Origin of the sequence: Dactylosporangium sp. NPDC000244, from assembly GCF_040300725.1 — a bacterium.
In the GTDB taxonomy this organism is placed as follows: Bacteria; Actinomycetota; Actinomycetes; order Mycobacteriales; family Micromonosporaceae; genus Dactylosporangium.
The window spans coordinates 1-26,864 of sequence record NZ_JBEPEH010000053.1 but is presented as its reverse complement, the minus strand read 5'-3'; the positions used below and the strand labels follow the sequence as shown (position 1 = coordinate 26,864).

Genomic DNA, 26,864 nt, shown 5'->3' with positions numbered 1-26,864 from the left:
TGACCTTGAACGCGTCACCGTCGAGGATACGGGCCTGGCCGGTACTGCCCGCCGAGCCGGCCGCCGGCGGTGGTGTTGTCGGGGCCGTCGGTGAGGCGTGCCGAGTAGCGGTTCGTGGTGCCGTAGTACTCCGACTGGGTGAGCGACCCCTCGCGTGTGGCCGCGAACGGGTATTCGTCGCAGTGCAGTTCGTCTCGCTCCAGATGCCCACACGTCCGCGCCGGTCGCGATGGGCGACGCCCGGTTGAGGTCCTGTTCGGTGTCGTCGACGAGCCGGTGCAGCTCGTTCGGCACCGACTCGCCGACGTAGCTCGGAAACGTGCGCTCCGGGTGGGTGAACGAGTCCTGAACGTGCCGCGCTCTCGTCCACCGCGTTGGACGACGAGCTGATGGACGGCGCCACGGTCGCCGACATCGGGCGGCTGATGGAGCGCGCGGCTCAGGGCTGAGCCTGCATCCGCATCGACTCAGTCTGAGCGCGCGAGGCGAGGCGTCGGCCGGTGAGGGCGCAGACGGCCATCAGCACGGCAGAGATCACGAAGACGGGGCGCGCGCCGAGCCTGTCGACGAGCACGCCGCCGATGCCCGAGCCGATTGCGTCGGCGATGAACGTCGCACTCATCACCGCGCCGAGCACGGCACCGACCGCGGCCGGGTCGGCGTCGCGTTGCAACAGCGTGGCTCCCGTTCCATCGGCATGTCCAGGCTCGTGGTGCCGACGCCACCACGCTCAGCCGGCCCGCCTGGTGCTCGGTGTCACCGCCTTGACCGAGCCTGACAGGGCGGGTGACCGACGGGGATGGCGGCGACTACCATTCGCACACGAAACAACGGCAGGTCGCGTACCGCCTGACGGTCTCCTGAGGAGGTTTGTGACGATGGGCTTGCGGCCTGCACCTGTCGTCGGGTTCGTCGGTGCCGCCGTCGTCGGAGGCGCTGGCGCTGCGGCGTTCACCTACGCCGGCCGGGTGATCATCGGGGCGGTGACGCAGATCCGTGACGACCGGGCCCGCTACGACCTGCGCTACGACGGTCACCTGGCCAGGGCCACCGAAGCGAACGAGCACCTGCGCACCTACGGACGGACGCAGGAACGGTCACGACACGAGGTCACCGACCGGATGCGAGATTTCCTGACGCGGATCAACCTGAACTCGCAGGCATACGACGATCGGTTCCTCGACGGGGTGGATCCGCCTCCCGTGAGGGTCGCGGAGGAGCCGAAGCTCAACCTGGACGTCGAGGGCTGGGTACAGGGGCTCGTCAACGCGGCTCGGGCCGGCGCCACCACCAAGAACCTCGTCCACCAGGCGGTCACCCAACTGGCCCGTGCCGGCACCGGCAGACCGATCTCGGAGCTGTACGGGGCCGCGCAGAAATCCGCGGAGGACGCGTTCCTCGGCGGCGGACCCAAGAGTCTCGGCGGCGGCGGACGAGACCTCGGCGCGAAGGTTCGGATCGCCATCGTCGCTGGGACGACCGTCGCCGCGGCCAGCGTCGCGGCGGTGAAGCAGGCTACCCAGACCCGCACCGACGCCGACCGGCACCACACCCAGGTGACTACCGCCATCGCCGATCTTGACCTGTGCGACGAGGTCCTGCGCGGGGTAGGCATGCGGGCACAGGAACTCGACGAGACTCTCACCTGGCTGACCGGGCAGGCGACCGTTGCGCTTGACCTGCTCGAATCCGAACCGTTCGACCGCGGCACCCACGACACGCGGCTGCACGCGGCGTTGAAGATAGCCGCCGCCGTCGGCGAGGTACGCCGCGCTCCCATCATCGACCGGAACGGCGATCTTGATCCCCAGACCGAGAAACTCGTGTTCAAGTACCGCACCGCACGCAAGGAGACACCGGATGCCTGACGACAAGACGGTACTCATTGGCACCACGCTGCCAGCCGAATCGAAAAGCGACCGCGGCGCGTCGCGGGGGATCAGCGCGGCGGACGCGTTGAGTGCGCTGAGGCAGTTGATCACAGCGAGCCGCGAGGTGATCGAGATCCACGAGATCGAGCGCACCAAACGCGAGAGGCTCCGGGCGTACCGGGAGACCGAAGTCGAGCGGATCAAGGCATCCGAGCGGGTGCTGCGCGACTACTTTGATCGCATCTTCGTCGAACGGCGCGAGCAGAACCAGGTGCTGTTCGACGGCCTACGGCAAGCCAGAGAGACCGGTGACGTCGCCGCGATGCAGACCTTCGTCGGCGGGATCGTCGAAGTGGCCCGGGTCTCGCCGCTGGCCCAGATCGGCGACCTCGCCGACCTGCGGCGCGCCATGGACGACCCTGACACCGTCTTCCAACTGTAGGCTCTTGGGCAGCTCACCCGCTTACCCATAGAACGCAGTGGCGTGGATGCCCATGCCGTACTCGTATCAGAAGCCGACGTCTGCGATGAACTGCGCGGCGTGCGGCAGCACAGGGTGCGAGCCGGCCTTACTCACGGCCATCCGGCGAATCACCCGATTCAGCTTGCCGAAGGCGCTGGCGACCACCGGCCCATGACCGGCATGTCAGGGATGTGCGGTGGAAACACCGCGGCCGCGTGCTCGATTGCGTTCGAACACGCGGCCCTCAAAGTCGGCATGCATGCCGGATTCTGGTGTCGAAGGGGGGACATCAACCCCCACTCATAGCATCCCTGCCCGAAACAGGGATTCATGTGTTGAGCCTATCGGCAGAAGACTGCTTCTTCAAGTGGCTAACCCGTCACCCCGGGTCGCGCTCCGAATAGCTCAAATGGCACCTTCCGCAGCCGAATTCTGCGCCGTGAGTGGGCTGCTCGGATGGTAGCCACGCCGATGGGACCAGGGACGATCCGTCGGCGTGGCTCCGGATGGCTGTGCGATGCCATGGATGCAGTCAGCGTCCGGCGGCGGTCAACAGGCTTGGCAGCCTCTCTTCCGCTTAGCCTACGACCTACTCGTTTGGTGATTCGCTCGGTGCTCCGGTGCTATTCGGCTCGGCGGGGGGGGCCGGCAGTTCGGATCGCATGCCGCCGTATTTTTGGAAGTGTCGCATGAATGCTTCTTCGCCGCCTTCGAGGACCTGAAGGATGTGGGTACGAATAGTCAGAACGTCGATGGAACCGTGGCTGGTGACGACCATGCCGGCGGTCGGCAGAGAGGTCGCGCTCGAACTCGGCCAACACCTCCGGAATCGACCACTGACCGTCGTGGGCTTCGACGAGCCATCGAAGAGCTCTACGAATGGCTCGCCGTCCAGTTCCCACCGCGAGCTGAGCGGGCGGACAGGGAGGCGCACTTCGTTTCACGGCGGGAACAGCTCGGCTTCTGGAGAGACGAGCTGCTCCACGCTCTGGTGCAACGCGGCACCGAGAGCAGCCTCGCAGCACTCGAACACCTGCGGCGCCGTCAACCTCAGCTGCCACTGGACCGTGCCGTCCTCTTCGCAGGCGAAGTCACCCGCCAGCAGACATGGACCCCGCCGGCTCTCGACCACCTGCACCAACTACTGCAGGACCGACGGCGACGCCTGATCACCGACGCAGCCGACCTCCAGGCGGCCGTCCTGGAGGCTTTGGACACGATCAACAAGTGGCTTACCGGTGGAAACTCCGCAGGCATCGGCCAGCGGCACGACATCCGTGTGGACGCGACCGATAGCGCTGGCGACACGATCTGCGTCGTCATCGAGGTCAAGGGCTGCTGGAACGACTCCACCACGACCGCGTTGACCAAGCAGCTCTTCAGGCAGTACCTCGAGCCGGCCGGGCATACCCACGGCGTGTACCTCGTCGCCTGCTTCCAGCCCGAGCAGGTAGCCGGTGACAACCGCTCGAAAGTTGCGCGGCACACCACTACGGGACTGCTCGAAGACCTCGCAGCTCAAGCGCAGCAGCTTCCGTCGCCGTTCAACGTTGCGGTCGTGGTGCACGACATCGCGCTACCCAGGTAGAACTCACCAGTGCGCTGCGACAGCGTGACGGAGCCGGCTCGGTCGTCCTCGCGCACGCCGTGCCCGGCCAGCACCGCCCACGCCGCCCGGCGGCAGGCAGCCGCGGTGTCGGCGTCGAACGCGCCGCGGACCACGACGTAGCCGTCGCGCACGAAACCGTCGATGTCCAACGGACAGCTCAGCATGGGCCGGGGAGAAGCGGCAGGTAGGACACCCAGCCGCGGTTCGTCCAGCCGGCCAGGCCAGTCTCGGTGTCGTAGACCAGGAGCCAGTCGGAGTTGAGCTCACCGTTCGGGTTGGTCATCCGCTCGCCGTCGATGTTGCAGTACACCTGGACCCGGTGGGTGGCGGCCATGCCGACCACCGCGCAGATGGGCTTGGTGCAGGTGTGCATGCCCGCCCCCTCGTCCGCCGTGGCCATCTGGTAGTGGTTCGGGTCGCCGCAGCGGGCCGCCTGGCTCTCGTCGGTGAGCCAGTGCTCGTTGGTCCAGCCGGCGAACTTCGTGTTCCAGTCGTACACCAGGTCCCAGTAGACCGTGCCGCCGAGGCTCTGGCCGACGTGCCAGCAGAAGTCGGAGACCTGCTCGCCCAGCCCGTTGACCGTCAGCGCCGGGCACGTGGCCTGCGCGCAGGTGTGGACGCCGGCGCCGGCGATGTCCACGTGGTTGTAGAACCAGCCGTTCTGTGCGGCGGCGGGGCCGGCACTGAGGCCGAGCAGGAGCGCTGCCGCGGCGGCGACGAATCCGAGTCGGGACGTGCGAGACATGGGCTGGCTCCCCGTGACGGCGACTGTCGATGCCAGGCCAACCTAGCAGTGATCGTCCGGCGTCACTGCCCCGCCCGCCGGGGCGCGTGTGCGACTGCGGGCGCGGTTGCACAGTGGGCTCGCCGGGCACGGCGGGCTACAACACCATGATGGCCGCGTCGGCGCAGTTCAAGATCCGGTTCCTCGGGCCGCTCGAGTTCTTCGACGGGACGCGGTGGGCGCCGATCCGGGCCGCGAAGCAGCGGGCGCTGCTGGCCATCCTGCTCGTCAACGCCAACCGGACCGTGCCGGTCTACCAGCTGATCGCCCCCCCATCGGGGATCGCAAACCGTTCGTGCTCGAGCTTCACGTTCGCGGTCCGGTTGTGGTTGTCGCCCCCAGGCCAGGTGCTTACGTGGGGGCGGCGTCAGGAATCCGCCTCGCACTTCGGACGATTGGGCGGTGAGGACGTATCGCCATGTACCGACGGTCGTGGGGCCCGGTCGGGTGCTGCGCTGAGGATGTTGAGCATTGCGCGCGCGGCGGATGGCGTGATCACGGGCGGCTCATCTGGGGGGGATGAGCGTGAGATGCCGTGGGCGAGATATCGAGCTGTCGTTACGAGTGTCGATGTGCTGACGCGGTTCGGTCGTGTCGTCGTCGGTAGTTGCGGCGTCGCGATCGGGAGCTCTATTCACGCTTACCCATGACCCAACTGGGCGCCAAACTTGGTATGCACCGCTTGAAAGACGCCCAATCAGACCCAACGAACCCAACCGACTGGGGCTAAAGCCTCGTCGGCCGAGCCTCGCGTCTGGTAAGCCGGTCGGCCGTGCTACGCCTGCCGCTGAAGCCCGTCAAAGATCATAGCGAACAGCGACTGGACCGCCTGCCGGCGTTGCTGCTCGGCATTCAGGCCTGGCATCCGGTTGGGTCAGCGTCAGCCGCAGCACCGGATGGCTTCCGGGGCTTGGCTGGTCCGCGGTCGGCACGGGCGGGCGGCGATGGTAGCGCGACTCGCGTGGCGCGGTCGACTTCGAGCGGTGCCGCTTATGCCTCTCACCGGCGCGGGCCGCCGTGGCTTTTCGGGCGGTGCCGCGGTGCGGCGGCTGTGGTACGGCGCTTTCATTCCGGCCGCCGAAGGTTAGTAAGGTGCCTTGAACAGTGCGATGTCGTCGTGCTGGATGAGGCTAACCGGGGAGCCTTTGCGGCGGCTGGCCCGGGCTACGTGCAGCTGGAAGAACGAGTGGTGCGCGACGAGTCGGCCGTCGCGGACTGCGGCGTGGACCGCGCGGCGGCACGCGATGAGCTCCAGGCCAGCGGCCAGACCGGCCTGGATGGTCTGGCCGGGCAGGTCGACCAGGAAGTGGTCGCGTCGCCAGGGCCGGGCGACCACAGCGATGACTCCGCCGGGTTTGAGTAGCGGGATGCAACCGGCCAGGACGGCGGTGATGCCGTCGAGGAGGGCGGCGCGTCCACGGTGGGCCAGGTTGGCCGGGTCCGGCTCCTCGTGTGCGGTGGTCTTGCCGTCACGGTGCAGGCCGGGGGAGTACTTGCTGTAGGTGTTGTGGAAGCGGGTTAGCGGCCCGCGGCGGTGCTCGACCCGTCCGTGCATGGTCTTGCCGTACGGCGGTGAGGTGAGTACCAGGCTGATCTGGCCACGCAGTTCGCCGGGCACGCCGCGGGGCAGGCCGGTAGCGTCGCCGCGCAGGATCCGGCCGTGGCCGGTGCCGCCCTGGCGGCGGGCCAGGTCGATGTTGGCTTGGGCCAGGGCCGCCCAGCCGGGCTCGTACTCCATGCCGAGGGCGTTGCGGCCGGCGTGGATGGCCTCGACCAGGGTGGTGCCGGTCCCCGCGAGGGGGTCGAAGACGAGTTCGCCGGGCTGGGTGTAGTCGCGGATCAGGGTGGCGGCCAGGTCCGGTGCCATCCGGGCCGGGTGTGCCCCGGACCCGGCGACGAACCGGCCGTGGCGCTGCCGGGCCAGGCTGCGCTGCCCGACCAGGATCACCGACAGCAACGGTGACGGGCTTCCAGGTGGTGGCGTGTTGCCGTAGCAGGGCGACACGCCGGCACCGGTCGTGGCGGGGGCTGCGACATGCGGGTCGGTGCGCTCAGCCATGGCGGCCACCCCGAGCGACGAACACGAACAGATCGAGGTGGACCGTGAGGTGTGCGGCGGTGCGCAGCATCGCCGGGTCGGCCGGTGCCGTCCGCCAGGTGATGCGCTGGCCGACGATCGGGGCGGTGATCGCGACGATGTGCTGCAGCCAGCCCAGGCCGGCCTGGTGCGCCGCCGGGATGAGTGCGCTGCTGTGCTCGACGAACGTCTGGTCGGGCGGTAGCCCGGCCAGTGCGACGATGGTGCAGCCATCCGGGCTCATCAGCCGGCGGCAGGCGCCGAACATGGCGATCAGGCTCTCCCGGCGCATCCCGCCTGGCTGGTCGGCCAGGGGCCAGGGCAGCACGATCAGCGCGACCGTGCCGGCGGCCTGGTCGAGGCCGGCGAGCTGGTCCGGGTGGGCCACGCTGCGGTAGCTGCGCCCGCCGGCGCCGGCCGCGCCGGCCAGGGCCAGGTCGTGGCCAACCGACACGATCGTGTCGCCGGTGCGAGTGTGCACGCCGACCAGCAGCGCGGCCAGCCGCGGACTCAAGGCGTCGGCACGGCGGTGGCCCCAGCGGACGTCGACGTCGGCGACGCGCCACACCGCGATCGGTACCGGCGGGTCACCGGGGACAACCTCGATGTCCCCGCTCGCGATCAGTTCGGACAACGCAAGCGGATCACCCACGGCGCCCGCGCCGTCGCCGGTATTCGGGGCACGGCCGGGCGGGGTAGCAGGGCGATGCGGGGCGTTCGGGTCAGGACCTTCGTGGTCGAAGCGGTCGTCGTCGTCAGTGATGGGCGGGTGCGGGACCCGCGCCGGGCGGCTTGTGTTCACGCCCACCCAAGGCACAACTGAACACCGGCCCGCAGCCCTCGGCCGGGAAAGGCACCCAACCGGCAGCCAACTAACCCTCGCAGCATCCAACTACGCGGGGTGCCGACACCGAACGAGGTTGGGCGAGAACGGCGACCGCGAACCACCTACGCAGTCCGGTGCCCAACTGGGTGCTGGTTGGGTACCCAACCAGCCAGCCCCGGGCTCGACGCCCACCCAACGGCGTCCGGTCCAGTTGGGTGGCCACCGGTCGGCCGGGCGCGCCCGAGGCGGTCCGGTCGAAGGCGTCGGCCCGCCCGCGGTGGGCCGTCAGCCTCAACGAGCACCCGGCGGATTGCGGCGACGCGCGCCCTCGGCATACCGGTACCAGGCCAGGAGCGGTGCGGTGCCCGCCGGTACCGCTCGCCACCCCGTCACCGGTCGCACCGATGCCGGGAGTCGCCAACCGGCACCGATGACCGGCCCCCTCACCGTCCGGTATCGCGCGCGGTGCCCACCGCCGGCGCCGGGCGCAGGCCCGGTCACGCCCGGTGGTACCGGACCGGTCGGCGATCAAACCGTGTGCCAACCCGAGGTCTTCGCACCGGGACAGCGACCACTGGCAGTCACGAATACGCCGTCTTGGCTGCGGCATCTGGTCAGCGGCAGCCACGCACATCGCCACGGCCGGCGAGACCGGTCACCTTGCCGTGGCGGTCCCGGCCCCGTCGTAGCCAGGGCAGACACCGCGTGCCGACATCAGCACACCGGCGGCCGAAGCTGGCTGACACATCGCACCAGCACCGCGCTTCGTTGACCACGACGGTCGCCGTGCGTGTCAGGCCTCGGTGTCGGCGTTGCCTGGCGCGACCGGCCCGAGGCCGGTACACGGCGGCGGCCGCCGGTAGCGCACCGGACACTGATCGCCGGTACCGGCCGGCGCGCCCATCCACTGCCCTGTACCGGTCACCGATACCGCACCGGGCACCACCGGTGCCGCTGCGGATGGCCGCCGGGTATCGCACCGGTTGCGCATGCCCGCCGCGCCGGTACCAGCCCCCGGGCCACCGATACCGGCGGCGGTCCGCCTCCTGCCCCGGGCGGCGTATCGGTGGGCCAGGGTAGGGCGGCGCACGCGTTCGTTGCGACTGGGGTACCGGGCGTCGGCATGTCCACGCCCGCTGAGCCGCCGCCTGGGCTTCCCCCTGAGGTGTGGACACCCTGAGACTGGATGTTGATCCAGAGGAAGGGGTGTCCCCGTTGGGGCGTCCATCGAAGTACACGGAAGAGTTCCGGCGTGATGCGGTCGAGTTGGTTCGCTCGTCGGGCCGGCCGATCAACGAGGTCGCTCGTGAACTGGGCATGAGCCACGAGACGTTGCGGAACTGGGGCCGGCGGCAGGACCAGCCAGCACGGCCGGAGGCGGCGCCGGCGGGTGCCGGATTGTCGGTGGCGGACAAGGACGTCGAGATCGCCCGGCTGCGTGCCGAGGTCGCTGAGCTGCGGGTGGAGAAGGAGATCCTGCGCAAGGCAGCCGCCTATTTCGCCAAGGAGTAGTCCGGGCGCTGCGCGCCTCCCCGTGGGGAGAAAATGGTGGTCCGCCCGGCGACGTCGTTCCATCGTGGTGCTGCGCGCCCGTCAAGGAGTATGACGCTGGGTGCCCGCGTGACAGGCTCCCCGTAGTGTTGCTTCGAGCACGTGAGTCAGATTCTTCGGCCTGTCGGGCGCTCCTGGGCGGCTCGGATGATTCGCGAGTCGGAGGGTGCTGGTGGAGGTCATCGTCGCGCGGTGCGCGGGCATCGACGTTGGGAAGCGTGACGTCAAGGCGTGTATCCGGGTTCCGGACGCGCACGGCCGTTGGCGGGTCGAGGTGCGCACCTTCACCACGATGACCGGGGACCTGTTGCGGCTGCGGGACTGGCTGGCTGCTGAGAGCGTCACGACCGTCGGGATGGAGGCGACTGGGGCGTATTGGAAGCCGGTGTACTACGCGTTGGAGGACGCGTTCGACACCCAGTTGCTCAATGCCCGGCATCTGCACAACGTGCCGGGACGCAAGACCGATGTCATCGACGCGGAATGGATCTGCCGGATGGTGCAACACGGCCTGGTCCGGCCGAGTTTCGTGCCGCCGGCGCCGATCCGGCAGTTGCGGGACCTGACCCGCTATCGCACCGAGGTCGTGCGGGAACGGGCGCGTGATGTCCAACGCTTGGAGAAACTCCTTGAGGACGCGGGAATCAAGTTGTCCGCGGTGGTGACCGATCTGCTCGGTAAGTCGGCCCGGGCGATGCTGGAAGCGATGATCGCCGGGCAACGCGACCCGCAGGTGCTGGCCGACATGGCGCTGCGGCGCATGAAGTCCAAACGGGCGCAACTGGTCGAGGCGTTGACCGGACGGTTCACCGACCATCACGCGTTCTTGGTCCGGCAGATGCTGGACCGTATCGACGCCGCGGCCCTCACCGCGGAGCGGATCTCGGCTCGGATCAGCGAGCACATCATGCCGATGCGCCGTCAAGCCGACCTGCTCGCCACGATCCCTGGAATCAGCATCCGCGTCGCCGAGGTGGTGATCGCCGAGATCGGTGTCACGATGTCGGTATTTCCGTCTGCTGGCCATCTCGCCTCCTGGGCGGCCGTGTGTCCGGGCAACAACGAGTCCGCCGGCAAGCAACTGTCCGGGAAAACCCGCCACGGCAACGCCTCGCTGCGAGCAGCGCTCGGCGAAGCCGCGCTGGCGGTCACCCGGACCAAGGACACCTACCTCGCAGCCCGATACAAGCGCGTGGCGGCCCGGCGCGGCAAGAAACGCGCGATCGTCGCGGTGCAGCACGCCATGCTCATCGCGATCTGGCACATGCTCACCCATGACGTCGCCTACCACGACCTGGGCGCCGGCTACCTCACCGAACGTGCCGGCACCACGAGACAGACCCGGCGACTCGTCACTCAACTCAACCAGCTCGGCTACGCCGTTCGCCTGGACCCTATCGCCGCAGCCTGAGCGGGTGGTCGGCGATATTTTCGAGTCAGATGGATCGGTGACCAGCCGCTTCCAGTTCATCTCCACACACCGCGTCGTCTACGGCGTGAAGCGGCTGTGCCGGCTTTTGGCGGTGTCCCGGTCCGGGTTCTACCGCTGGATCGCCGCCGAACCGGACCGCCGCGCCCGGGCCGCAGCCGAGGACGAGCTCGCAGACCAGATCACCGCAGTGCACACCGAGTCCGGTGGCACCTACGGATCGCCGCGGGTCACCGCCGAGCTGCACGCTCAGGGCGTGCGGGTCAACCGCAAGCGGGTCGAGCGGGTCATGCGCCAGCGTGGCATCGCCGGGAAGCATCTACGGCGCCGCCGGCGCACGACGATCCCGGACCCGGCCGCAGCGCCGGTCACGGATCTGCTGCGCCGAGACTTCACCGCCACCGCCCCGGATCAACGCTGGTGCGGCGACATCACCTACCTGCGCGTCGGGACCGGTTGGCTGTTCCTGGCCACGGTCATCGACATCGCCACCCGCCGGCTCATCGGCTGGTCAATCAACACCCACATGCGCACCAGCCTCGTCATCGACGCCCTCAAGGCCGCGGTCGCCGCCCGCGGCGGCCAGGTCGACGGCGTCATCTTCCACACGGACAAGGGATCGCAGTACGGCAGCACCGCCTTCGCCGCGGTCTGCGACCGGCACGGGGTGCGCCGCTCGACCGGCCGGACCGGCACGTCGTATGACAACGCCCTCGCCGAGGCGTTCTTCGCCACCCTGAAACGCGAACTCGACGTCGATCGCCGCACCTGGGCACGCGAAGCCGACGCCCGCCGCGACGTATTCCGCTGGATCGCCTTCTACAACCACCGCCGACGCCACTCAGCCCTCGGCTACCACAGCCCAGCCGACTACGAACGAACTCTCACATCCGCTACCCTGCAACAGATTGCGGCATAACCCGGTGTCCACATCCCGGGGGGAAGCCCAGCCCGCCTGGGGTACCACACGTTAGCGTCGACGCCGACGCGCCCTGTGCGTGTTGTGCATCGACGCGCGGGCCGGCCCGTGACCCTACCGCTGGCCTGCGCGTACTGACTGGCCGCTCACCGCTGGTCGGGAATCCACGTCGCTTGGCCGAGATCATTGCTGAGGCCGGCGACGCGGGCACCGACGTCGCTGCCTATGCGGCCGGGCTGCCACCTTGCGGGCCGGTTCGACGTAATGCCCTCGGCAACGACCGGCCCCGGATGCAACGGCCGGAGCGCGGCCCCGGTTTTCGACCGGGTCGGCGCCGCCGTCGCCGAGGAGCTGGTGCCGGCCGCGGCGGCGAGGGCGCGTCGTTGCCGATGTCCCTGCTGACGCGTCACCGCACGGGTCAGGAACGGCGTCCGTGATTTCGTTCGTGAGAACGAGCACCACTTGTTGACCATGGCTGGGGAAGTGATGAGGTCAGAACATGGTCATTGAGTCACTCTCTGTAGGCGTCCACCGCGATGACCAACGATGGGTCGATGCGCGCTTCTGCCGAGATCAGTGCGCCCGATCAAGGATCAGGTCCTCGTCAAGGCACAAGCGTCGATCTTGGCTGGAGGCCCATCGCGGACAGCCGGTCACCGGAGGGTGCATCGGTGTCGCGCACGCTTCGCCCTTCTCCCCAGTAATAGTCTGATCAAACAGTGCACTGCGGCCTCTTCGCGGCGTAGTCCGACAGCGTTTGATCCCTTGACACGCCTCCGCGCTAGACAGTTTAATCTGACTTTAACGCGAGCGTACGGAGCTGGTCACAGGAAGGGGACGCGAAGGTGCACCTGGTCGTGGCCGATCCCATGCGGATTCGGCTGTCGCGAGATCTCGCGACGGCGGTGGGCGAGGGCGTCTCCTGGGACTTCGTCGGCTCGTATCGCCCTGACGTCCTGGCCGAGGGGCTGGCCGGAGCGGACGTCTACGTCGGCTCGAAGCTACCCGCCGTCGCGGCCGTCGACGCCTCGGCCCTGCGGCTGGTGCAGGTTGCGGGGGCGGGGTTCGAGGGAATCGATCTGTCCGGCCTGCGTCCCGGCGCAGTTGTCGCGAACACCACGCATCACGGCCAGGCGATTGCCGAGTACTGCGTCATGGCGGTGGCCGACTCGACGGCGCGGGGTATTCCGCTGATGCGGCCGCTGTTTCTGGCTTACCTGGACCAGGCCCCGTCATGGGAGGTCGACGACGAGTTCCTCTTCGGCCCGGACATCCTTGCCGTGCCGATCCTGGACTACCAGGCGCGTACGTGCGAGGTCTGGCTTCCCGGCGACGAGACGTGGCTCGACCCGTGGACCGGCCAAAAGTACAAGGGCGGCCAGTTGGTCACGATCGACGTTCCGCCGCAGCGGGCCGCCTTCTTCCTGCGCTCGGGCTCCCCGATGATTGCCGCCGTCGCCGAGGTCGTGCCATGAGCCGGGTTCTCGTCACGGGCGGCAGCGGGATGATCGGCGCCGCCACCGCGCTTGCGCTGGCCGCGGCCGGATACAACGTGACCACGCTGGACATGACGGCCACCGGGCCGCTGCCCGCGCATGTCCGCTGCGACGTACGGGACCTGCACGGGCTGCTCGACGCCCTGAAGGACGTCGACGATGTCGTGCACTGCGGTGGTCTGGCCAGTGACCGGACCGGTCACGAAGACGAGACGTTCTCGGTCAACGTCGCCGGGACCTGCACGCTCCTGCAGGCCGCGGTGCAGGCGGGCATACGCCGGGTCGTATACATGTCGAGCATCAACGCGCTCGGCTGCGTCGGCCCCGGCCGGCCCGAGTACCTGCCGGTGGACGACGACCACCCGCACCGGCCGGTCTCGGCATACCAGATGTCGAAGCATCTGTCCGAGGAAGCCTGCCGCCAGTACGCCCACCAGCACGGGCTGACCGTCATTAGCCTGCGCCCCTGCTACGTCATCCAGCCCGGTGCCAAGGACGGTACGCGTCCCGCCGGGCCCGGCCGCACGGACCTGTTCGCATACATCGACCTCCGTGACGTGACCAGCGCGGTCAACGCCGCACTGGCGGCCGATCTCGAAGGCTTCCACGCCTTCCTCCTCGCGGCGCCCGACCCCTGGGACGGCGCCGGTACCATCCGTGCCGCGGCCGAGTTCCCGGACATACCGCGACGCGGAGCCAACCCATCCCTGGTGGACTGCGGACGCGCCCACGCCCTGCTCGGCTGGGCGGCCCGCTTCAGTCCCGCATAGAGATCGCACCCCTTCCACATCCCGCGCCCTCCCTTTGTGATCGACGTCCGCCCGGACGCCGAGCGTGCCGCCGTCCGCTCGTTTCTGGAGGTCAGTGATGTCACACCGGCTCAGCCGCCGCACGTTCCTCGCCGCGGCCGGTCTCGCCGCCGCCGGGATCGCCGCCGCCGCGCGATCTCGTCCCGCCTTCGCCGATGCCCCGCTCGGCAACCTCGTCGGCGGCGTCATCCAGGACCTGCCGGCAAGCTTCTACAACCGGCCCGGCCTGGAGAACATGCCGCACATCCCGTACTCGACCATGGCTGTCAAAGATGTGACGGCCTACGGCGCATACGCCGACAGCAGCCACCCGCAGAACACCGTCGCCGCCTTCAACGCGGCCATCACCGCGCTGGGCACCGCCGGCGGTATCGTCTACATCCCGCCGGGCCGCTACACGTTCCCCGCACCCGCCGGCAGCGCCACCAGCTGGTGGATCCGTGGCGGCACCGCCAAGCTGAACAACATCCACTTCGTGGGCGAGGGCGACGCCTCCGTCCTGGTCTTCCAGCGCGACGCCATGCCCGCCAACGCTTCCACCACCAACCCCCGCGACTCCGGGCAGGGCTGGGAGTTCGACGACGCAATCAACGTATCCGTCCGCGACGTGGCGTTCCAGTGGACGCCGTTCCTCATGACCCGCCACTGCGTCACCGCGACCGCGTTGCTCACGCGCCGGCCAACCAGCGTGCAGGTGCTTCGGGTGAGCGTCGACCACTGCCAGCCCGGCATCATCATGCCCGACGGCACGAACTGCTACATCGTTGACAGCGTCATCCGCAACAGCGCCTCGGACGCCTTCAACCTCGGCGATGCCAACGGCTGCGTCGCGGCGTACAACTGGGCCGAGAACATCACCGACGACGGCTTCGCCAATTTTATGAACACCGATACGAACCCGAACAGCGCCGCCTTCAGCAACGTGCTGTTCCAGTCCAACACCGTGATCGGCGTGGCCGGCGGGCGCGGCATGACCCTCGGCGGCACGAACCACTCCGTCGTCGGCAACTGGGTGGAGACCGCCCTCGCCTCAGGCATCTTCAGCGACATCTCCACGACCAACATCGCAACCCGGCCCAACGCCGTTCTGCGCGGGGCACGCGTCCTGGGCAACACCCTCATGCGCTGCAACTTCGAGATGCGCCCGGACAACCGGGTCCGAACCGGCAACAGCGGCTTCCACGGCGCCATCGCAGTGCACGACCTCGTCGACGACCTGAAGATCCTCAACAACACCATCCTCGGTTCACAGGAGTTCGACATCACGCTCGGCATCGACTCCTGGAGCACGATCGCCGCCACGAAGATCGACATCGGCGACAACGTCCTCAGCCACGCCGGCAGCACCGGCATCCGCATGCGGCCCACCTCCACCATCGACGACCTCAAGATTCACTGCAACGAGATCCTGGGCAACGGCGGCCCGGCGGTCAAGATCGGCGGCTCGGCCACAGCCGTATGGACCAGCAACAATACCGTCACGAACGCGGCCGTGGTCGACTCCGGGGGCTCGGTCTCCGGGCAGTTCACCGGCTTCACGGTCGTGGCCACCCAGCCCGACTTCGCGGACACCTACGCCACGATCCGCGCCGCAGGCAACGAAACGGCATGGGACCAACCTTTCGTCCCGTCCACGACCGGCCTGTCATCCTTCAACGTACGCGACCACGGCGCGGTCGGTGACGGCGTCACCGACGACGGCCCCGCCTTCCAGGCCACGCTCGACGCGATCGGCGCGGCCAACGGCGGCATCCTCTGGATTCCGTCCGGCCAATACCTGATCAACCCGATCGCCGGCCACACGACATACCCGAACACGAAGCTCCAGCACCACTTCGGGATCCTCGACCGGAACAAACTGTTCATCAAGGGCCAGGGTGACACCAGCGAGCTGATCTTCACCAACCCCGACTACCACGGCATCCGCTTCGTCAACTGCACCAACAGTTCGGTCGACCGCGTGAAGCTGCGCATGGCCAGCAAGCCGGCGCTGCGCCGCGTCCGGGCGCTGCTGAACTTCTCCGGCACCGACACCTGCTCGATCACCAACACGACACTGGTCGACTCCAGCGGCTCGAACTTCCTGCTCGACTCCAGCCGCCGGACTCTGATCACCAACATGAACAGCCAGGCGGCCGGCAACCACGGCATCCAGATCGAGTCCAGCCGCCAGGTGGAGGTGTCGGGCAGCACGGTCACCGGCAGCCGCGACAGCGGCATCCACATCGGATGGAACGGTGTCATCTACCGCGAGGCGCAATACGTCCGCGTCCACGACAACACGGTTGACGGCAGCGCCGAGCACGCCGGAATCAGCGTCAGCAGCGGCGCCAACGTCACGGTCAGCAACAACCAGATCAGCAACACCGCGCTGGCCGGAATCTACCTGGTGGGCCGCGTCGGCGCGTTCCCCATCTACAGCGTCGACATCACCGGCAACACGGTGACCAACGCGTGCTCCTCACCGCTGAACTTCTGCCCAGGCGCGATTGCCATCCACAGCATCCGCGAGGGGTCCGGCCAGACCGACGGATCGACCATCACCATCACCGGCAACACCATCACCACCGCGCCGTGGGCCGGCATCTGGGTCGGCGGCCAGTGCCCCGTCACCCGGGTCGTGTGGCCGACCGGGCTGCGCTACCTGTCCGAACTGGACACCCTGACCATCAGCGGCAACACCTACAGCGGCCTCGGCGGCACCACCGTCCTCATCGACGCCAACCAGCAGGCCAAGATCAGCCACCTCACGATCATCTGACCTGGCCATGCCCCGCGGAAGGTAGCAACCACATGCAGTACGACATACCCCGAGACATTTCGCGGCGTACGCTCCTCGGCGCCACCGCCGCGACCGCCGTCAGCCTGGCCGGCCTGACCGCCCTGGGCAGCCACCCCGCCTTCGCCGATCCGGTCGCGGCCATGGAGCCGGTGGAGAACCTGACCCCCGGCGGGACGGTGACGAACCTGCCCGCCTCCTTCTACGAGCGCCCCGGCCTAGAAGGCATGCCGCGCATCGACTACGCGAGCATGCCCCGGGCCAACGTCGTCGATTACGGCGCGGTCGGTGACGGCCGCACCTCCGTCGTCCCCGCACTCAACGCATCCGTGGCCGCACTGCGGGCGCAGGGCGGCGGCGTCATCTACTTCCCGCCCGGCCGCTACCTGTTTCCGGCACCGGCCCTGCCCAGCAACAACTGGTGGTACCAGGCCGACATCCGCAACGTCCACTTCGTCGGTGAGGGCGAATCCAGCGTCCTGCTCTTCCATCGCCCGGTGATGACCCAGAACGGCAAGGAGGCGCCGCCGTACCCCAGCGGCGCGGCCTGGCAGTTCCAGACGGCCGTCGACGTCTCGCTGCGCGACCTCGCCATCCAGTGGGCGCCGCTGAACCTGTTGCGGCACAACGCGACCGCCACCGCACTGATCATCCGCGCGCCGCAGGCGGTGCAGATTCTGCGGGTCACCGTCGACCACTGCCAGCCTGGCATCATCCTGCCCAACGCCCGGGACTGCTGGATGGTCGGCAACGTGATCCGCAACAGCGGCTCCGACGCGTTCAACTACGGCGGCGCGAACAACTGCGTGGCCGCGTACAACTGGGCGGAGTTCATCGGCGACGACGGCATCGCGAACTGGCACGACAGCACCCGCTACCCCGACAGCACGGCGATCGCCGACGTCCGCTACGTCCACAACACGATCATCAACGCCTGCTACGGCCGGGGGATGACGCTCGGCGGTGCGCGACAGACCATCGCGTACAACTGGATCGAGAGCACGATGGGGCCGAGCGTCTTCAGCGACATCACCACCACGGCCAACCCGGCCACGCTGATGAACGCCGTTGTGCACGACAACGACCTCATCCGCGCGACGATGGAGATGCGGCCGGACAACCGGATCCTGCGCCCCGGCGGGGGCTTCCACGGCACGGTCGCCTTCATCAACAAGGTCGCGACGGTCGCGGTCACCGGGAACCGAGTACGCGGATCGCAGAGCAACGACATCACCGTGGGCATCGACAACTGGCTGCCTGTGGCCGGTTCCAACGTCACGATCTCGGGCAACGACCTGCTCGGAGCACAGGCCGCGGGCGTACGCCTCGCGCCCGGAACGGTGGTCGGCAGACTGGTGATCACCGGCAACACCGTGCTGGACAGCGGTCTGCCGAGCGTCTCCGTCGCCGGGACGGCGACGCAGGTCGCGACGTCGGGCAACGAGGTCACGACGCTGCCAGTCCTCGACGGCGGCACGATCGACGGCGACTTCACCGGGTTCACCCTGTCCGACGAGTCCCATCGCGACCCCTACGGGCCGCGGCAAGCCGAGCCGGCCGAGACCGCGTGGGACGAACCGGGCGAGCAGACCGTCCACGGTCTGAAGCTGGCCAACATCCGCAAGTTCGGCGCCCGCGGCGACGGCGTACACGATGACACCGCGGCATTCCGCGCCGCGCTAGACAGCCTCCCGGCCGGCGGCGGTGTCATCCACATCCCCGCCGGGCGTTACCTGCTGCGACCGGACGCGGCGAACGGCGCCTTCCGCGACACCCGGATCGAACACCATTTCGCGGTCGCCGAACGCGACAACGTCCACCTCGCCGGAGTCGGCCGCCAGAGCGAGATCGTCCTGTCGAGCCCCGACCACCAAGGCATCCGTTTCATCGCCGGCGAAGGCTGCTCGGTATCCAAACTGCGCATCACCCTGCCGCGCCGGCCCGATCTGCGGCACAACCGGGCACTGCTGGACATCAGCGGCGTCAAGAACTTCTCCGTCACCGATGTCGAGCTCGCCGGGGCCAGCGGCAGCAACCTGCTGGTGGACACCTCGACCGGCGTGCTCGTGCGGGGCGTACGCACCGAAGACGCGAACATGTACGGCATCGACGTCGAGGCCAGCCGCCAGGTACGCATCACCGGCTGCACAGCAGTCGGCAACCGCGACGCCGGAATCCAGATCGGCTACGCCGGAACGGTCTTCCGGGACGCGCAGTTCGTCCGGGTCGACGCCAACACCGTTTACGGCGTCAGCGAAGGCGCGGGCATCCAACTGAGCAGCGGCACCAGCGTCGTCGTCACCGGCAACACGATCCGCAACACCTGCCAGGCCGGGGTCTACCTGTGGGGCCGCTCGCCGCTGTTCCCCATGTACAGCGCCGACATCACGCAGAACACCATCACGGCTGCCAACACCGGAGCATTGTGCGTGACCCCCGGCGCGATCTCCATCCACAGCATCCGCGAGTCCGCCGGGATGACCGAAGGCTTCGTCACCATCACCGGCAACACGATCGCCGACACGCCGTTCAGCGGCGTATGGGTCGGCGGGCAATCGCCGATCGGCAAGATGTTGTCGCAGCTCAACACCCTGACGATCACCGGCAACACCCAGGTGAACGTCGGCGGCAGTCCCGTCCTCATCTACCCCGACCAGCAGGCGATGATCGCCAACCTGACCATCGGCTAACAGGAGCACGCGTACCAATGAAGATCGTCAAGGTAGCGACATACCGGCTGCCGCCACGATGGCTGTTCCTCGCGGTGTCGACCGATGAGGGCATCACCGGATGGGGCGAGCCCGTCGTCGAGGGTCGCTCGGAGACCGTGCAGACCGCGATCTCCGAGCTGTCCGACATCTCCACCGACGCCGACGTTCGCGTACAGGACGCGCAGGTGCTGCGAATTCACGGGCGGGCGCTGCGGGTCTCGGAGGCCGCGGCCGCCTTCCGCGCCGGTCATCCCACGCCGGACACGGGCAGCCTCCGATGAGGGCGGTCGCGCACCATCAGGGAAGGCACATCGCACTGCCCCTCGGCGGAATCGGGACGGGCAGCTTCGCGATCGGCGCGGACGGCGGGCTGCGCCAATGGCAGCTCACCACTATCGGCAATCATCTCGGCACGCTTCCAAACAGCTTCTTCGCCCTTCGCGTGGCGCGGACGGAGCCGCCCGTCGACGTCCTGCGGGTCCTGCAGGCTCCCCCGCCACCCGTGCCCGGGCTGGTGACACCGCTGGTCAACGACGACGTGATCCCGTCCTGGCAGCGCGAACTGCCCGACGGGGTGACGGCGACGACCTTCCGCGGCTGCTACCCATTCGCCCAGATCGACTATCACGACCCCGCGCTGCCGGTGACGGTGTCGCTGGAGGCGTTCACCCCGCTCGTACCACTGGATCTCGATGCCAGCGGCCTGCCGGCCGCAATGTTCACCTTCACCATCACCAATCCCAGTCCGCTCGCCGTGCATGGCTGGCTGGGCGCCGCGCTGCAGAACGCGGTCGGCTCGGACGGCACGATCCCACCCGACGGCTGTTCCGCTCCCGGCTACGGCGGCAATGTCAACCGGCTGCGGCGTACTGCAGGATGGACACAGCTCGTCCTCGACAACCCGTCCGCGACCGGCTCCGGTGCTGGACAGATGGTGCTGGCCTGCGACTCGGCGGATGCCCCGGCCGCTCTGCAGTGGACACACCCGGACCAGTTCCTGGCGTTCCTGCGCGGCCGCCACCCGGCCACCGACCGCCACCACCGCGCGGCGCCCTGTCCGCCCAGCCCCGTCGGCACGACATGGGCGGCGGGACTGGCAGCCGGCTTCGCGCTCGCTCCCGGCGCGACGGCCGCTGTCCGGGTGGTCGTCGCCTGGCATTTCCCGCACGCGTACGCCGACTTCCAGCAGTTCGGACCGCCGCGTCCGCAACGGCAGGACCGGTTCGTCCTCGGAACCCGCTACAGCACCCGGTTCGCCGACGCGATCGACGTCGCCGAGCACATCGCCGAACGCTGGGGGCCGCTGCGCCAGGCCTCGCGGACGTGGACGGACACACTCCTGAACTCCAGCCTGCCCACAGAGGTGGCCGAAAGGCTTGCGGCGCAGCCGGTCGCCTTGCGTACGCCCACGACACTGTGGGCAGCGAACGGCAAGTTCTTCGGATTCGAAGGCGTCCTCGGGGCGTCCACCCGAATGTGGGCCGGCGACATCGGCGGCTCCTGCGCGATGAACTGCACCCACGTCTGGAACTACGCCCAGGCGCCCGCGCAACTGTTCCCGGCAATCGAACGCGACATGCGCGAGACCGAATTCGACGTGATGCAGGCCCCAGACGGGCACCTCCCGCACCGCGTGATCGTGCCGACCTACCTACCCCAACTGTGGGACGGCGTGGTCGGGGCGCCGGGCCATCCGGCGGTCGACGGGATGCTCGGCGCGGTCCTCAAAACCTATCGTGAAGTGCGGTCCGGGGCCGGCCTGGACTGGCTGGACCGCTACTGGCCGCGCGTACTGCGGCTGTTGGAGTACATCCGCGCGACTTGGGACCCCGACGCGACAGGCATTCTCACCGGTCGCCAGCCGAGCACGCACGACATCGACCTGCACGGGGCCAACCCGTTCATCGGCACGCTGTGGCTGGCGGCGCTGCGCGCGGCCGAGGAGATGGCGTACCTGATGGCGGACTCCGCTGCCGCCGAACAATTCCATTCGCTCTTCGACTCCGGCGCCACCGGATACGACGAGTTGCTCTGGAACGGCGAATACTACGAGCAGGCGCTCGCCGGGGACACGACGTTCCAGTGGGGTGGCGGTTGCCTGTCCGATCAGCTGATCGGACAATGGTGGGCACACCAGCTCGATCTCGGCTACATCCTGCCGGCCGACCACGTACGCACGGCGCTGCGCTCCATCGTGCGCCACAACCTGCGCAAGGGTCTCCGCGACTTCGCCCACGGGTTCCGGGTGTTCGCCGACGCGGACGACACAGGTCTGTTGCTGTGCACCTGGCCGCGCGGCGGGCGTCCCAACGTCCCGACCCGGTACGCCGACGAGGTATGGAGCGGCGTCGAATACCAAGTCGCCGCGCACTGCATCCGCGAGGGCCTGACCGACGAGGGCATGTCCATCCTGCGCGGCACATGGGCGCGCCACGACGGCAGCCGGCGCAACCCTTACAACGAGATCGAATGCGGCGACCACTACGTGCGCGCGATGGCCGGCTGGACCGTGCTGGACGCCTTGACCGGCCGGCAGTTCGACGCGGTCACCCGGACCCTCACCGTCGAACCGTCGACGGCCTTGGCGCCAGAGCGCGACGGAACTGCCTGTTTCCCGTTCATCGTGGACACGGCCTGGGGAGCCATCCGGTACGCCCACGGCAGCCTGACCGTCGAATGCCGCTATGGAGACCTGAAAGTCGACCGGCTCAGACTGCCAGGGCTGGACTGGACGACGGCGACCGCCCTCGTCGACGAACGTGTGCAGACAGTGGGCGTGACCGCCGAACAGACGGGCTGCACGGTCACCTTCGCCTCGACAGTATGCGTCCCCGCCGGTGCGACGTTGCGGCTGACCGGAGACGGGTCATCGCCCGCGCGTTCCTCGACGCCGCAGCGCGCGGCACAGCGATCGGATCGGCCGTCGAGCAGCTGATACCGATTACCAATGAAAGGAGCACACGTGTCCACAGTTGACCCTCAGTGGTGGCGCCACGCTGCGATCTACCAGATCTACCCGCGCAGTTTCGCCGACATGAACGGCGACGGCATCGGCGACCTCGCCGGCATCCGGTCCCACTTGGAATATCTGCACGACCTCGGTGTCGACGCGATCTGGTTGAGCCCGTGGTACCCGTCGCCCATGGCGGACGCGGGCTACGACGTAGCCGACTATCGTGACATCGACCCTGTCTTCGGCACGCTCGCCGAGGCAGAAGCCCTCATCGCCGAGGCGCATGCCGTCGGAATCCGGACGATCGTTGACATCGTGCCCAACCACACGTCGACCGCGCACGTGTGGTTCGCGGAGGCGCTCGCCGGAGGCCCCATGCGCGACCGGTTCTACTTCCGCGCCGGACGCGACGGCCGGCCGCCGAACAACTGGGAGTCCATCTTCGGCGGGCCGGCCTGGACGCAGGTGGCCGACGACCAGTGGTATCTGCATCTGTTCGACTCCGGCCAGCCCGACTTGAACTGGGACCATCCGGCCGTACGCGCCGAGTTCGACGACATCCTGCGGTTCTGGTTCGACCGCGGCGTAGACGGCATCCGCATCGACTCGGCGGCCATGGTCGCGAAGGACCCCGCGCTACCCGACTTCGATCCGCTGATGCCACCCGACCCGCATCCGTGGATCGACCGCGAAGCACTGCACGAGCTCTACCGCGGCTGGCGGCGCATCGCAGACTCCTACCATCCGTCGCGCGCGCTCATCGGCGAGGTGTGGCTGCCTGATCCACAGCGCTTCGTCCGGTACCTGCGCCCAGACGAGCTGCACACCGCCTTCAACTTCGACTTCCTGGGCTGCCCCTGGGACGCCAAGGCGCTGCGGCGGTGTATCGATGAGACGCTGACGACACACGCCGCCGTCGGCGCCCCAGCCACGTGGGTGCTGTCCAACCACGACGTTACCCGGCACGTCACCCGCTACGGTCGTACGGACACGGGCTTCTCGCACGATCTGCGCCAGGCCCGCCACCAGCTGCCCACCGACCTCGCACTTGGTACACGCAGAGCCCGGGCCGCGGCACTGTTGACCCTCGCCCTGCCCGGCTCGGTCTACGTGTACCAAGGGGAGGAGCTGGGACTGCCCGAGGTGGAAGACATCGCGGCGGCGGACCGCCAGGACCCGATCTTCCTCCGGTCGGCGGGAACAGATCCAGGGCGCGACGGCTGTCGCGTACCGCTGCCCTGGTCGGGTTCGGCGCCGCCCTATGGCTTCGGCGGGACCGGCTGGCTGCCGCAACCCGACGATTGGGCCGAGCGAACGGTAGCGACACAGATCGCCGACGACCAGTCGATGCTCAACCTGTACCGACGCGCGCTCAGGCTGCGGCGTGCCCTGCCCGGACTCGGCGACGGGCCGTCCGAATGGCAGGACAGCGCCGATGACGTCCTCGCCTTCGACCGTCCGCACGGATTCACCTGCGTGGTCAACCTCTCCGCCAGGCCGGTAGCCGTGCCAGCGGGAACGGTACTGATCGCGAGCACACCCATCATCGACGGCGTGCTGCCTCCCGACGCCGCGGTCTGGGTCAGCACCGCCCTTTGAGAACGTCGTCGAGGAAGTCCGCGCTCTGCTCGATAAGGCCGCCGATGTCGTCGTGTCCGTTGAAGCAGTGCGCGGCACCCTCCACCACCACAAGCTCCGCACGTACGCCCTGCGCTTGCAGCGCCTTGGTGAACGCAACGCCGTCGCTGAGGAAAACCACCTCATCAGCCGTCCCGTAGACGTTGAGGAACGGCGGCGCCTCCTGGTGAACGTGGCTCATCGGGCTTGCCCACGCGGCGAACTCGGTCCGCTCCACAAGCTCGCCGCCGAGTAGGTCGGCCAGCGCCCCTTCCAGTGAAGCGCCGGCGTACAGCCGCAGGTCCGTCGGGCCGTACCAATTCACGACCGCTCGCAACGACGCATCGTCCCTGCCGAGAAGGCCGGCAAGACACGCAAGGTGCGCGCCCGCGGACTCGCCCAGCGCGGCGAACCGGGCCGGGTCGAGGTTCAGCTGCGCCGCGTGGTGGTGCAGCCATCGCAGGGCAGCCTGTACGTCGACGAGCTGCGCCGGGAACTGCGCCTCACCGCTGAGCCGGTAGTCGACGTCGGCCACGGCGTACCCGTGTGCGAGGAAGCGCTCGTGGAACCGATGCGGCGAGATCGAACTCGGCAGCGACACGCGGCTGCCCGCCCGCCAACCGCCGCCGTGAACGTAGACGAGCACCGGGAACGGACCGTCACCCTCCGGCAGGTGCACGTCGAGGCACAACGGCCGGAAGCCCGGGACCACCGAGTAGGCACAGTCAGCGTACGTGACCGTCGGGCGGCGTCTGGTTGGCGGGAGGAGCTCGGTCATTCACCTACTGTATGGGCCATGAGCGCCTTGCACGGGCCCGAGAGATCAGTTGATATCGGCGTGATTGTGGCCCCGATCGCGCTCGCCCAGTTCGTGGTGGTCGCGATTCGCTGATCGACCAGGTGCGCGACGGATTCGGCGTGTCGGGTGAAGGCTTCGGCAAGCATCTCGTTCAGCGTGGTGGGTAACAGAACGACCACCCGGCCATGGCTCAGGCGGCGCGGTTGCTGCCAACCGGCTCAGGTGCCTGTGGGCGCGGCGCTTGCGCCGGTGCGGAGAATGTGCGCGGAGAGCGCTGCGACGGCGCAGAAGGCGACGGGGAGGAAGAACGTGAGGTTGAGCGGCATGAGGTGGGTCATGGGTCCGATGATCGCGGGCCCGGCGAGCATGCCGAGGTAGCCGAGGCCTGCGACGCGGGAGACGTTGGTCCCGGCGGCGTTGCTGTCGGCGTGGCCGGCGGCGCTGAACAGCTGCGGAATGGTGCCGGACAGTCCGATGCCGAACAGCGCCCATCCGGCGATGGCCAGCGGCACCGACGGTGACGGCGCGGTCAGCGTCAGCGCGACGGTCGCGAGCGCCGCTCCGTAGCGGACGATCGCGACGGGGCCGAAGCGCGCGGCGACCCGGTCGGTGAGAAGGCGGCCGCACGTCATGGCGGTGGCGAACGCACCGTAGGCCAGTGCGGCCGTCGCGGGCGGCGCGCCGAGCACGTCGCGCATGGCCAGCACGCTCCAGTCGTTGGCGACGCCTTCGCTGAGCATCAGGCTGAGCCACCTGACGGCCCGCTACCCGGTACAAGCCGGCACTGAGCGATCTTGGCGTCCGCTCATGCCGCCGACCGTGAGCGCGAGGTCGGCGAACTCTCCACGCTGCGTGACGAGCGTTCGGCGTCAGCCGGTGCGCTGAACTGTCGAATTGCGGATGTTGGATCATCTTGGCAAGGAACAGCGCTCAGCCGAATGGGTGCGATCATGGTCGGGCCGAACGAGGGAGCGTGATGGCTTCACAGACTGATCTGGCGGCGGCGATCGCCGACCTCTGCAGGACCCGGTTCGTGAACGTCGGGCGCACGCTCAATATGGTCGAGGTCGGCTTCATGCGCGGCGACGACGAAGTGCGGCTGCACGTGCAGTGCCCATTTCGGCTTGTGCGGCACTCGAAGGTTCTGCTGGGCTCGACCGACTACCTGTACCCGCTCAAGGCTCACTCGGACCGCGCTGTTGCGTTTGACCGGTACGAGACGCAGTTTGATCGAAGGGCCCAGATATTGACGGAAGCGCTCGGCGACGGTCTGCCGGTGCGTGAGGCGCACCTTCGTGACGACGGCGCGTTCTACTTGGCCACCGCCGACGAACTGCGGATCGAGGTGTTTCCCGCGGTGTCGGGGCCGATCGAATGCTGGCGACTGTTCGTCAAGGGCTCCGACAAGCACTACGTCTATCCACCGGCCGCTGACGAGAACTGATGGCTACCACTCATCGCATACTCATTTGCCGCTGATCTCGCGCAGCGCTCAACGCAACGACCTCACGCTGCGTGGTGCCACGCCCAGCCACTGGGACGCCAGGTCACCAACATTATGTCAACGGTATTGCATCTATGGTGCGTCTCAGGTCGTGTGCCCTGGCTTGCTCTGCTTACACTCAGCCGCGAAGCGCCCTGTCCGCGCATCTGCCGAGGAATCGGTATAAGTCGAGATCGGAGTAGATGCATGGAGCACGAGGACGAAGAAGGCGTCGAGGCGACCAACCTCGAATCCGGACATGACGGGTACGAAGGCAACGAAGTGCTGCACATGGCGTCGACGATCTCAACCGCCGATGTCGAAGTTGTGCGGCGTCGCGTAGCGGAGATTGGCAACTTTAGAGAGCTTGCCACCGACGCGCTCAACGTTCTCGAGAGGCAGCACCTCTCCACACTTACGGCCAACACCCAAGGTCAGGAGGGGTTTCATCGGGCCTGCCGGGAGACTCGAGAGATCTTCCGAGACCTGCTCGCCGGAGACCTGGAATGGGAGCAGCAGCGGTATGTCCTCGACCTGCTGATGAAGCTCGTGCAGATGGAAGGTGAGAAGGACACAGAGAACAAGAGTCTGCTTAGCCCCGGCCCTTCATTGAGGGCTTCCCACATGGTGGGTGGATGAGGAACGGGTGCCTTCTGAGCTGGGAAGATAGGACTTGCTGAGGGTCTTA

General features: G+C 68.3%; 23 protein-coding genes and 1 pseudogene. 16 read left to right on the top strand and 8 right to left on the bottom strand.

Annotation, left to right across the window (positions count from 1 at the left end; all coding sequences use genetic code 11):
* Window positions 1-14: 14 nt before the first annotated feature.
* Both ABT369_RS58080 and ABT369_RS50040 read right to left on the bottom strand, forming a co-directional pair.
* Window positions 15-443, bottom strand: coding sequence for a NucA/NucB deoxyribonuclease domain-containing protein (locus ABT369_RS58080; RefSeq protein ID WP_502891932.1), 429 nt, complete (start codon window positions 441-443; stop codon window positions 15-17).
* Complete coding sequence (locus ABT369_RS50040) at window positions 440-673, bottom strand: MFS transporter (RefSeq protein WP_350624376.1); 234 nt, start codon at window positions 671-673, stop codon at window positions 440-442. Before ABT369_RS50040 ends, ABT369_RS58080 begins: the two co-directional genes overlap by 4 nt.
* A gap of 199 nt (window positions 674-872) precedes the next feature.
* Here ABT369_RS50040 and ABT369_RS50035 point away from each other — a divergent pair, with 199 nt between their 5' ends.
* The 3 genes from ABT369_RS50035 to ABT369_RS50025 all read left to right on the top strand — a co-directional run bounded on the left by ABT369_RS50035 (window position 873) and on the right by ABT369_RS50025 (window position 3,922).
* Window positions 873-1,868: a hypothetical protein gene (locus ABT369_RS50035; RefSeq protein WP_350624374.1), complete on the top strand. Its 996-nt coding sequence runs from the start codon at window positions 873-875 to the stop codon at window positions 1,866-1,868.
* Window positions 1,861-2,313, top strand: coding sequence for a hypothetical protein (locus tag ABT369_RS50030; RefSeq protein WP_350624372.1), 453 nt, complete (start codon window positions 1,861-1,863; stop codon window positions 2,311-2,313). Before ABT369_RS50035 ends, ABT369_RS50030 begins: the two co-directional genes overlap by 8 nt.
* A gap of 703 nt (window positions 2,314-3,016) precedes the next feature.
* A complete protein-coding gene (locus ABT369_RS50025; protein ID WP_350624370.1) occupies window positions 3,017-3,922 on the top strand; it encodes a hypothetical protein in 906 nt (301 codons plus the stop codon).
* 178 nt (window positions 3,923-4,100) lie between these two features.
* On the opposite strand, the gene ABT369_RS50020 is transcribed toward ABT369_RS50025, so the two are convergent.
* On the bottom strand, window positions 4,101-4,688 hold the full coding sequence (locus tag ABT369_RS50020; protein WP_350624368.1) for a hypothetical protein: 588 nt from the start codon (window positions 4,686-4,688) through the stop codon (window positions 4,101-4,103).
* 113 nt (window positions 4,689-4,801) lie between these two features.
* Here ABT369_RS50020 and ABT369_RS50015 point away from each other — a divergent pair, with 113 nt between their 5' ends.
* A complete protein-coding gene (locus ABT369_RS50015; RefSeq protein WP_350624366.1) occupies window positions 4,802-5,377 on the top strand; it encodes an AfsR/SARP family transcriptional regulator in 576 nt (191 codons plus the stop codon).
* A gap of 434 nt (window positions 5,378-5,811) precedes the next feature.
* On the opposite strand, the gene ABT369_RS50010 is transcribed toward ABT369_RS50015, so the two are convergent.
* Complete coding sequence (locus ABT369_RS50010) at window positions 5,812-6,786, bottom strand: TRM11 family SAM-dependent methyltransferase (RefSeq protein ID WP_350624364.1); 975 nt, start codon at window positions 6,784-6,786, stop codon at window positions 5,812-5,814.
* Window positions 6,779-7,438, bottom strand: a complete 660-nt coding sequence (locus ABT369_RS50005; protein WP_350624362.1) for a hypothetical protein — start codon at window positions 7,436-7,438, stop codon at window positions 6,779-6,781. Before ABT369_RS50005 ends, ABT369_RS50010 begins: the two co-directional genes overlap by 8 nt.
* Before the next feature lie 1,359 nt (window positions 7,439-8,797).
* Between ABT369_RS50005 and ABT369_RS50000 the strand changes: the two genes are divergently transcribed.
* The 3 genes from ABT369_RS50000 to ABT369_RS49990 all read left to right on the top strand — a co-directional run bounded on the left by ABT369_RS50000 (window position 8,798) and on the right by ABT369_RS49990 (window position 11,529).
* On the top strand, window positions 8,798-9,142 hold the full coding sequence (locus ABT369_RS50000) for a transposase (protein WP_350624360.1): 345 nt from the start codon (window positions 8,798-8,800) through the stop codon (window positions 9,140-9,142).
* Window positions 9,143-9,353: 211 nt separating this feature from the next.
* Window positions 9,354-10,592 (top strand): IS110 family RNA-guided transposase, encoded by a 1,239-nt coding sequence (locus tag ABT369_RS49995; RefSeq protein ID WP_350624358.1) that lies wholly within the window; start codon window positions 9,354-9,356, stop codon window positions 10,590-10,592.
* A gap of 37 nt (window positions 10,593-10,629) precedes the next feature.
* Complete coding sequence (locus tag ABT369_RS49990; protein WP_350624356.1) at window positions 10,630-11,529, top strand: IS3 family transposase; 900 nt, start codon at window positions 10,630-10,632, stop codon at window positions 11,527-11,529.
* Window positions 11,530-11,675: 146 nt separating this feature from the next.
* Here the strand turns inward: ABT369_RS49990 and ABT369_RS49985 are convergent, their stop codons facing one another.
* Entirely contained in the window at window positions 11,676-12,002 is a 327-nt protein-coding gene (locus ABT369_RS49985; RefSeq protein WP_350624354.1) for a hypothetical protein, read from the bottom strand.
* Window positions 12,003-12,374: 372 nt separating this feature from the next.
* On the opposite strand from ABT369_RS49985, the gene ABT369_RS49980 reads away from it, so the two are divergent.
* The 7 genes from ABT369_RS49980 to ABT369_RS49950 all read left to right on the top strand — a co-directional run bounded on the left by ABT369_RS49980 (window position 12,375) and on the right by ABT369_RS49950 (window position 23,876).
* The gene (locus tag ABT369_RS49980; RefSeq protein ID WP_350624352.1) at window positions 12,375-13,004 is read left to right on the top strand and encodes a glycoside hydrolase family 31 family protein; all 630 of its coding nucleotides are present in this window, start codon (window positions 12,375-12,377) and stop codon (window positions 13,002-13,004) included.
* Entirely contained in the window at window positions 13,001-13,795 is a 795-nt protein-coding gene (locus tag ABT369_RS49975) for an NAD-dependent epimerase/dehydratase family protein (RefSeq protein WP_350624350.1), read from the top strand. Before ABT369_RS49980 ends, ABT369_RS49975 begins: the two co-directional genes overlap by 4 nt.
* Window positions 13,796-13,892: 97 nt before the next feature.
* A complete protein-coding gene (locus tag ABT369_RS49970; RefSeq protein WP_350624348.1) occupies window positions 13,893-16,595 on the top strand; it encodes a glycosyl hydrolase family 28-related protein in 2,703 nt (900 codons plus the stop codon).
* 32 nt (window positions 16,596-16,627) lie between these two features.
* On the top strand, window positions 16,628-19,303 hold the full coding sequence (locus tag ABT369_RS49965) for a right-handed parallel beta-helix repeat-containing protein (RefSeq protein ID WP_350624506.1): 2,676 nt from the start codon (window positions 16,628-16,630) through the stop codon (window positions 19,301-19,303).
* Window positions 19,304-19,320: 17 nt separating this feature from the next.
* Entirely contained in the window at window positions 19,321-19,605 is a 285-nt protein-coding gene (locus ABT369_RS58075) for a hypothetical protein (RefSeq protein WP_502891929.1), read from the top strand.
* Window positions 19,602-22,259, top strand: a complete 2,658-nt coding sequence (locus tag ABT369_RS49955; protein WP_350624346.1) for a GH116 family glycosyl hydrolase — start codon at window positions 19,602-19,604, stop codon at window positions 22,257-22,259. The genes ABT369_RS58075 and ABT369_RS49955 overlap by 4 nt, the downstream gene beginning before the upstream one ends.
* Before the next feature lie 27 nt (window positions 22,260-22,286).
* Window positions 22,287-23,876 (top strand): glycoside hydrolase family 13 protein, encoded by a 1,590-nt coding sequence (locus ABT369_RS49950; protein ID WP_502891928.1) that lies wholly within the window; start codon window positions 22,287-22,289, stop codon window positions 23,874-23,876.
* Here ABT369_RS49950 and ABT369_RS49945 read toward each other — a convergent pair.
* Both ABT369_RS49945 and ABT369_RS49940 read right to left on the bottom strand, forming a co-directional pair.
* Window positions 23,860-24,672 carry an alpha/beta hydrolase fold domain-containing protein gene (locus ABT369_RS49945; RefSeq protein WP_350624344.1) on the bottom strand — a complete coding sequence of 271 codons (813 nt, stop codon included), beginning with the start codon at window positions 24,670-24,672 and terminating at the stop codon, window positions 23,860-23,862. The two genes, ABT369_RS49950 and ABT369_RS49945, sit on opposite strands and share 17 nt — an antisense overlap.
* A gap of 263 nt (window positions 24,673-24,935) precedes the next feature.
* Window positions 24,936-25,442: pseudogene (locus ABT369_RS49940) on the bottom strand (MFS transporter); the annotation flags it as partial.
* A gap of 224 nt (window positions 25,443-25,666) precedes the next feature.
* Here ABT369_RS49940 and ABT369_RS49935 point away from each other — a divergent pair.
* Window positions 25,667-26,137: a hypothetical protein gene (locus tag ABT369_RS49935; RefSeq protein WP_350624342.1), complete on the top strand. Its 471-nt coding sequence runs from the start codon at window positions 25,667-25,669 to the stop codon at window positions 26,135-26,137.
* Window positions 26,138-26,383: 246 nt separating this feature from the next.
* Window positions 26,384-26,815, top strand: a complete 432-nt coding sequence (locus ABT369_RS49930) for a hypothetical protein (protein ID WP_350624340.1) — start codon at window positions 26,384-26,386, stop codon at window positions 26,813-26,815.
* Window positions 26,816-26,864: the final 49 nt, after the last annotated feature.

Bases quoted from the DNA above. Each gene is read 5' to 3' on its own strand.
- ABT369_RS50010 (WP_350624364.1), bottom strand. From the start codon at position 6,786: ATGGCTGAGCGCACCGACCCGCATGTCGCAGCCCCCGCCACGACCGGT.
- ABT369_RS50020 (WP_350624368.1), bottom strand. From the start codon at position 4,688: ATGTCTCGCACGTCCCGACTCGGATTCGTCGCCGCCGCGGCAGCGCTC.
- ABT369_RS49965 (WP_350624506.1), top strand. From the start codon at position 16,628: ATGCAGTACGACATACCCCGAGACATTTCGCGGCGTACGCTCCTCGGC.
- ABT369_RS49955 (WP_350624346.1), top strand. From the start codon at position 19,602: ATGAGGGCGGTCGCGCACCATCAGGGAAGGCACATCGCACTGCCCCTC.
- ABT369_RS49945 (WP_350624344.1), bottom strand. From the start codon at position 24,672: ATGACCGAGCTCCTCCCGCCAACCAGACGCCGCCCGACGGTCACGTAC.
- ABT369_RS50030 (WP_350624372.1), top strand. From the start codon at position 1,861: ATGCCTGACGACAAGACGGTACTCATTGGCACCACGCTGCCAGCCGAA.
- ABT369_RS49930 (WP_350624340.1), top strand. From the start codon at position 26,384: ATGGAGCACGAGGACGAAGAAGGCGTCGAGGCGACCAACCTCGAATCC.
- ABT369_RS49970 (WP_350624348.1), top strand. From the start codon at position 13,893: ATGTCACACCGGCTCAGCCGCCGCACGTTCCTCGCCGCGGCCGGTCTC.
- ABT369_RS49985 (WP_350624354.1), bottom strand. From the start codon at position 12,002: ATGGTCAACAAGTGGTGCTCGTTCTCACGAACGAAATCACGGACGCCG.
- ABT369_RS58075 (WP_502891929.1), top strand. From the start codon at position 19,321: ATGAAGATCGTCAAGGTAGCGACATACCGGCTGCCGCCACGATGGCTG.
- ABT369_RS49975 (WP_350624350.1), top strand. From the start codon at position 13,001: ATGAGCCGGGTTCTCGTCACGGGCGGCAGCGGGATGATCGGCGCCGCC.